The organism is Nocardia sp. NPDC004718, assembly GCF_053601535.1.
Window position 1 is genome coordinate 51,625 of record NZ_JBSGCA010000046.1, and the last position, 6,806, is coordinate 58,430.

A 6,806-nucleotide genomic window follows, 5' to 3' on the forward strand; every position below is an offset into this window, starting at 1 on the left:
AGGCTTAGTACTCCAGCCGGACTTCGCCGTCAGGTGGTGGTTGCTTCACCGCCCGCAGCCGCGTCGACCAACCTTCAGCGCTGCCGGGATCGGCTCGGTGTCCAGCTGAAGTGCCCGATTGGAAAGGCTTGCCGATACATCGGCTCAGCTGTCGGATGTTAGCAATTCCCACGACAGCAGAGCTTCCAGCTGGGGATCTTCGGTCCGCCACGCGCGATACACGGTGTACACGATGTACGCGAGATCCTTTCCGGCGATGGTGTACGCGCCGGTAACCCTGGCGCGGTAGTGCTTGTCCGGGCCGCCGTCGCGGAACTCGACGTCGTAATCGACGTCAACCTTTTCGCCGGTATCCGGGTCCTGGTCACCGACGTAATCGAGGTGAATTTGGAAGTAGAACTGGCCCGTCGGTTCGCAATCGAGCCTTTCCACGATTGCGAACGGCCAGCGTGCGTTCAGGCACGCGAAGAGGTCGTGCACCTGGGTGTCGGTCGGATCATCCAGTGTCTGTCCGCTCGCATCGGATGCTCGAAGTTTCGGGGCACTCACACGAACGATCGTAGAGTCCACGATTCGGGAGTAGTACTCCATCGATAGTTCGTGGCCGGGCGCTTCTACCAGGAAGTAGGGCGGCCACCGGGTGATCATCCAGGGTTGTCTGTGCTCTGGATGAGGTGTGGTGGCCGTGGGTAACAGCGTAGAGGTTGACCGATGGATTGTGTTGTTCGACAAACTGATGGATCGTGTGGCGAGGCGGTTCGGACGTGTCGAGTCTCGGCGGACGGCCCGAAGATGGTGAGCGGCTTGATGTCCGAGCTGCCGAGGAAGAACTGTTGGACCCTGGCCGAGGCCGCTGGCGACAAAACACCGGATGCGAGCAGCATTTCCTGGCCGGAGCGGTGTGGGACGAGGATGCGGTGCGTGATGACCTCCGTGGCTATGTGGTCGAGCACCTCGGCGAGGTAGATCCGATTCTTGTGGTGGACGAAAGCGGCGACCTGAAGAAGGGCACGGCCACTGTCGGGGTCCAACGCCAATACACCGGTACCGCCGGGCGTATCGAGAACTCGCAGGTGGCAGTCTATCTCGGCTACACCACCGAAACCGGGCACGCGTTCATCGACAGCGAACTCTACCTGCCGAAATCCTGGGCCATCGACCGCGTCCGCTGCGAGGCGGCCGGTGTCCCGACGATGTCGGGTTCGCGACCAAGCCCGCGTTGGCGCGCACGATGATCACCCGCGCTCTCGACGCGGGCGTGGCCGCCGCATGGGTCACCGGCGACGAGGTCTACGGCGCCGACCCCGCATTGCGGGGCGCGCTCGAGACCCGCGGCGTCGGATACGTACCGGCCATCGCCTGTGACCGGCGGGTGAACACTCCGACTGGCCGCTATCGCGCCGACGCACTCGCCGACCGGGTGCCGCGGAGCGGCTGGCAGCCGCACTCGGCTGGTGACGGCGCAAAAGGCCCCCGGCTCTACGACTGGGCGTGGATCGGCACCGCTCCCGATACCGACGCCGACCCACCCGGGTATCGGTGGCTGCTGATCCGCCGCAACCACAGCAGCGGTGAGCTGGCTTATTACCGCTGCTATGCACCCGAACCCGTGCCGTTGCACAGTCTCGTCACCGGCCGCCGATGGTCGATCGAGGAAAAATTTCCAGACCGGCAAACGCCTGTGTGGGCTGGACCAACATCAGGTCCGTCGCTGGCGCTCGTGGCGGCGCTGGACGATCCTGGCGATGCTGGCTCACGCCTTCCTCACCGTCACCGAGCACGCCATCGCGAGCCCGGACTCACAAATCGGTCTGATCCCCTTGACCCGCAACGAGATTCGACACTTATTGGCCGTTCTCATTATCAACCCGATCCACGGCACCTGGCACCGGCTGACGTGGTCGACATGGCGACGACGCCACCAACACCGCGCAAAAATAAGCCACTACCAGCGGCGATCCGTCACATCGGCATGACCCTCAGGAGTATCAGACCTTTCGGGTTGTTAGGGCAGCCATCGAGATGCCGACCATGCACTGGCTGAGCCTGAAGATCTGCTCTGATTTTAAGTGCGCATTCTGTCGACCCACCGGAATCGGCTGATCGCAGCAGGCCGTAGACGACCGTCGCCGGGGCGATGCGTCGCAGATCAATCATGTGCGCGCAGAGATCGCAAGCTGTTGCGGAACAAGGCACTGTGGCGTGATGCCGACCCGGAAGACTTGCTGGCGCGGTTCGGCCCCGCGATTCGTACGCTCGGCGGCAAGGTCCTGACCCCGTACACGTTGCGCCATACCGATATCGTGGAAGCTGCAGGACGGTGTCCCGATCTTCGTTGTCTCCCGCGATGCCGGGCACGAATCGGTCAACACCACCGACCGCTACTACGGCCACAACGACCGCAAAGCCCGCGAATCTGCAGCCCAGATCATCGCAAGCCGACTGCCCAGAGTGCGCGCCAGCATGCTCAGCATCGCCGCCTGAGCCGGGACCGCCCACCTGTCGGCGCGACAGCGGATTTTCCAGATGCTCTACACACAGGATAGATTTGAGCGGTCAACTGTTTGAGCGATCGGATGGTAGGCGCGAATACCCCTGAACGAGCCCCGAACCGCCGCAGACCGGTTCGGGGTTCATTCGGATTCGGGAGTCTTTCGGCCAGCATGTCCGTCTATCACTGCGCTGGTTGGACCGCGTCCCGTGGAACCCGCTGTCGAAGGGTGAGCGTCACGTGGCCGTTCACGGACCGGAGTTCGAATTCCACCTCGATGGCCTGGTGTCTGCGGATCTGGGCGGGGATTGCCCTCGGCGACGGTTGCCGCGGCGAGTAATCCCAGCACTAGGCAGAGGCGTTCGGTGGAGGCGATCAGCTATCGCGTGGTGGCCCACCGGCGGGCAGCGCCTCGCCCAGGGCCCGGGGGTCGGTAGGGTGTTCGCTGGCGGGTGGAGAGCATCGGCGGGGCTTCGCAGGCGCCGACTCGAGCGTGGATGGTGTCCGTGCGAGCGCACAGAACTGCAAGCTGCTCGGGGCGCGGGAGGCCGGTCAGCGGCGGGGAGGCTGTGGCGCCGTCGGCCCGTCGACTGCCTCGAGACCGGATTAATAGAACATCTGTGCAAAAAGGTTCCATGCCCGGGGTCGGCCGTCGGACGCAGGCACGCTGGTCGGTAACTGACAGCGATTGAACTCCGGGGCTGTCGGGTAAGCGGCGGATCTGACCCCGGTGTTGGTTAGTTTCCGGTCGGGGTGATCCGGTCTTCGAAGGTGATGGCGAACGCGTTCAGCGCGGGCTTCCGCCTCATCGCCCATCGTGCCCGGCCGCGTCGGGTGGGGTCCAGCGAGCGGGTCACCAGATACAGGCACTTGAGCGCCGCCTGCTCGGTCGGGAAATGCCCGCGCGCCCGCACCGCCCTGCGGTAGCGGGCGTTGAGGGACTCGATGGCGTTGGTTGAGCAGATGACCCGCCTTATCTCGACGTCGTAGTCGAGGAAGGGCACGAACTCACTCCACGCGTTCTCCCGCAATCTGACGATCGCCGGATACCGTGGCCCCCACTTCGTGGCGAACTCACCGAACCGTTCTTTTGCCGCGGCCTCGGTCGGCGCGGTGTAGACCGGCTCGAGGTCACGGCTCATCTGGTCCCAATACTGCCGGGCGGCATATCGGAATGAGTTGCGCAGCAGGTGGATCACACACGTTTGCACGATCGTGCGTTCCCAGACGGTGGTGATCGCCTCCGGCAAGCCTTTCAGCCCATCGCAGACAGCGATGCGCACATCGGCGACGCCGCGGTTCTTGATCTCGGTCAGCACGGCCAGCCAAAACTTGGCGCCCTCGCCACCGTCGCCGGCCCACAACCCGAGGATGTCGCGCTCACCGGCCACGGTGACACCGATGACCACGTAGATCGGACGGTTGGTGACCTGGCCATCTCGGATCTTCACGTGGATCGCATCGATGAACACGACCGGATACACGCGATCGAGAGGCCGGTTGCACCAGTCGGTCATCTCCGCGACACCTTGTCGGTGATCGCGGAGACGGTGTCCTTGGACACCGAAGCGCCGTAGATCTCGGCGAAATGCGCCGAGATCTCCCCGGTCATCAACCCCTTCGCGGTCAGCGACAACACGATCTCATCGACCCCCGACACCCGCCGCTGACGTTTCCTGACGATCTTCGGTTCGAACGTCGAGCTGGTGTCACGCGGCACGTCGATCTCGACCGGACCGATCTCGGTGACCACCGTCTTCGACCGAGTCCCGTTGCGGGAGTTTCCTGTTCCGCGCCCGGCCGGGTCGTGTTTCTCGTAGCCGACATGTTCGGTCATCTCCGCTTCCAACGCGGTCTCGAGCACGGTTTTGGTCAGCTGGTTGAGCAACCCGCCTGGGCCGACCAGGTCGATGCCCCGTTCCTTGGTCTGCTTCAGCAGCTGCTCGGCCAGCTTCTTGGTATCCGCCGCGCCCTTCTTCGCCACGGCGTCGAGTGTCTCCGACACTGCTCGATCCTTCCCGCCGAACCGGCAGGTCCGGCCAGTCAGACCAAGGTCAAATCCGCCGTTGTTCCGACAGTCCCGGCGAGCACATCCGTGGGGTACCGTCACGTTACAGATGTGTCCGGAGGTGGCAGTGATGGATGCAAACGATTCCAAACACTAGCAAACGCGAACTCACCATGCATCTTACGCTGCTGCCAGCGTGTAGACAGTTCCAATGGCAAGCGCGATTGCAATGACGATCAGCATCAAGCCACCCCCGAGCGTAAGGACGCGGCTGACTTGGAGCGATTTTACAACATTCGTATGCCCAATGAGGATCACAACACTCGTCCACCAAAGTGCCGAACCCAGGACTACAGTCAAGGCGAGGATAGCCGTTCGAGTGTGCATATCCGTATGAGTGTCCAGGAATTGGGGCAGCACAGCGCCGAAGAACAAGGGTGCCTTCGGGTTGGTGATGTTGGTGAGAAAGCCGCGAATGAAGGCTTGAGGGCCCCCCGCGCGGTCTCCCGAGTCGATTGTTGCGCACCGCCAATTCCGGAGCATGGCGGCGCCTAGTACGAACAGCACTGCTGCCCCCGCAAGGCGAAGCACGTTCATGAGACTGGGAAGAGAGGCCAAGAGCGCCGCGAGTCCGGCAGCCGTGAGCCCAGCGTGTAGACAAAGGCCAGTGACGATGCCCCAGGTAGCCGCGAGGCCACGACGGATCCCGCGGGTCGTCGACTGAACGATCACCACAAAATCCGGCCCAGGCACAACAAGCGCCACGATGAGAGAAGCTACAAACGCCCCCCATGTTCCAATCGGCATGTGACCACCTTCCATAGACGGGAACGTGTCACGGTAGATGGCCGTTCGGTACCATGTACCGGTGGCCGAATCGAGGAGCGTAAATCGGAAAATCGCCGAACTTGATTCGGTTGACTGGGCGATCTTGGAGGTTCTTCAGGTCGACGCGACGGTGCCGAACAAGGAGATCGCCGCCAGAGTGGGGGTGGCGCCAAGTACTTGCCTCGAGCGCATCCGCCGAATGAGAAGAAGCGGAGTGATCACCTCCATTCGTGCCCATGTCAATCCGGCGCGGCTCGGACGCGGCGAGCAGGCCTTCCTAGGCATCCAGGTTCGCCCCCACTCACGCGAGACCGCGACCGACTTCGTCCAACGAGCACTTCAGATGCCGGAGGTGCTCGCTCTCTACAACGTAAGCGGGACGGAGGACTACCTGCTACACGTCGCGGTGGAAGACAGCACCGCGCTCCAATCTGCGATTATCGACCGCCTGCTCACGTTGCCTCAAGTTGTTCATTGCCGCACTCAACTAATCTTCGGCGAACCGTGGGTTTCTCCATTGCGCTGAGTACCAGCTTTGAACTCGAGTTGCTTTCGACCACTTGCATGGCGGGTTTCGGAAGTGACTGATCCGAAGAGCCGGCGTGCCGACGGCGTCGCCCTGGGCCTTGTGTGCCGCGGTCCGCCAGGCATCGTGCATCGGGGTGAACTTCCCCGCCGCGCGGGCCTGCTCCAACGCGGTCGCACCCGGCAGCGTACCGGGTTTGCGCAGCAGACCCTCGAGGTAGTGGTCCAACTCCAGACGCGCCCCGTCTTTGCCCATGAACCGTTCGTGAACCGCGACAAGGGTTGTGCCGTCGTAGATTTACACGACGTTGGCATGCAGCATCGCGGTCATCGTACGCCCGATCAAGCGGGTCGGACGCTGTAGTGGTTGGTTTGCACCGCGACCTGGCTGTAGCGGTCGGCCTTGGGCGAGGATCGTCGGCCGGTTCCGCAGCGGTCGACGGGCAACGGTTTGAGCAGCGGCGCCTCGACCGCGAAGTGCTCACTGATGGTGCGTGCCCGAGACCAGATCCGACGGGTGTCATCGGCGGCATCCCACCCCTCGATCAGCGCATTCAACTACTCCGAGGACTCCACGCATGGCACGGGCACCATGTGGTTACGACGGAACCATCCGATGTCACCTTCTACACCACCCTTCCCGTGCGCCCCCGCCTACGCCTGGCTGGCAGTTGAACGCGACGATGCCCCAGTACCCACGGAACGCGATCCAGCGATCGGCTTCGCGGCGATGGCGCGTGAACCCTAGCACCCGCCACACCGTGGCCTTCAAATTGTCGTAGGTTGAAGCTCAAGCTTAGACGTTGCCTCACGTCGATGTAGTTCGTTTCCGGTGTGTCGCAAGCGGCCGGGCGAAAAAGGGGGATCTCCGACCGGCCCGAGCCCGGTTGACTGCGGCAAGTCCGGCTCGAAAATCCACCTACTGTCCGATGGCTTGGGAATGCCACTGTCGGT

The 6,806-nt window shown here is 63.1% G+C and carries 4 protein-coding genes and 2 pseudogenes; 2 read left to right on the plus strand and 4 right to left on the minus strand.

Features of this window, described 5'->3' with window-relative positions:
- Positions 1-144: 144 nt before the first annotated feature.
- Entirely contained in the window at positions 145-549 is a 405-nt protein-coding gene (locus tag ACWEH3_RS28130) for a hypothetical protein (RefSeq protein ID WP_450021833.1), read from the minus strand.
- 368 nt (positions 550-917) lie between these two features.
- Here ACWEH3_RS28130 and ACWEH3_RS28135 point away from each other — a divergent pair.
- A pseudogene (locus ACWEH3_RS28135) lies at positions 918-2,044 on the plus strand (IS701 family transposase).
- A gap of 1,184 nt (positions 2,045-3,228) precedes the next feature.
- Here the strand turns inward: ACWEH3_RS28135 and ACWEH3_RS28140 are convergent.
- A pseudogene (locus tag ACWEH3_RS28140) lies at positions 3,229-4,475 on the minus strand (IS256 family transposase).
- Positions 4,476-4,679: 204 nt separating this feature from the next.
- On the minus strand, positions 4,680-5,306 hold the full coding sequence (locus tag ACWEH3_RS28145) for a LysE family translocator (protein ID WP_450021831.1): 627 nt from the start codon (positions 5,304-5,306) through the stop codon (positions 4,680-4,682).
- A 61-nt stretch (positions 5,307-5,367) separates the two neighbouring features.
- On the opposite strand from ACWEH3_RS28145, the gene ACWEH3_RS28150 reads away from it, so the two are divergent.
- Positions 5,368-5,853: an Lrp/AsnC family transcriptional regulator gene (locus ACWEH3_RS28150; protein WP_450021829.1), complete on the plus strand. Its 486-nt coding sequence runs from the start codon at positions 5,368-5,370 to the stop codon at positions 5,851-5,853.
- Positions 5,854-6,194: 341 nt separating this feature from the next.
- Here the strand turns inward: ACWEH3_RS28150 and ACWEH3_RS28155 are convergent, their stop codons facing one another.
- Positions 6,195-6,410, minus strand: coding sequence for a hypothetical protein (locus ACWEH3_RS28155; protein ID WP_450021827.1), 216 nt, complete (start codon positions 6,408-6,410; stop codon positions 6,195-6,197).
- Positions 6,411-6,806 lie beyond the last annotated feature (396 nt).

What these genes read in the sequence shown, in the direction of transcription:
- ACWEH3_RS28145 (WP_450021831.1), bottom strand. Translation starts at nt 5,306, where the DNA reads ATGCCGATTGGAACATGGGGGGCGTTTGTAGCTTCTCTCATCGTGGCG.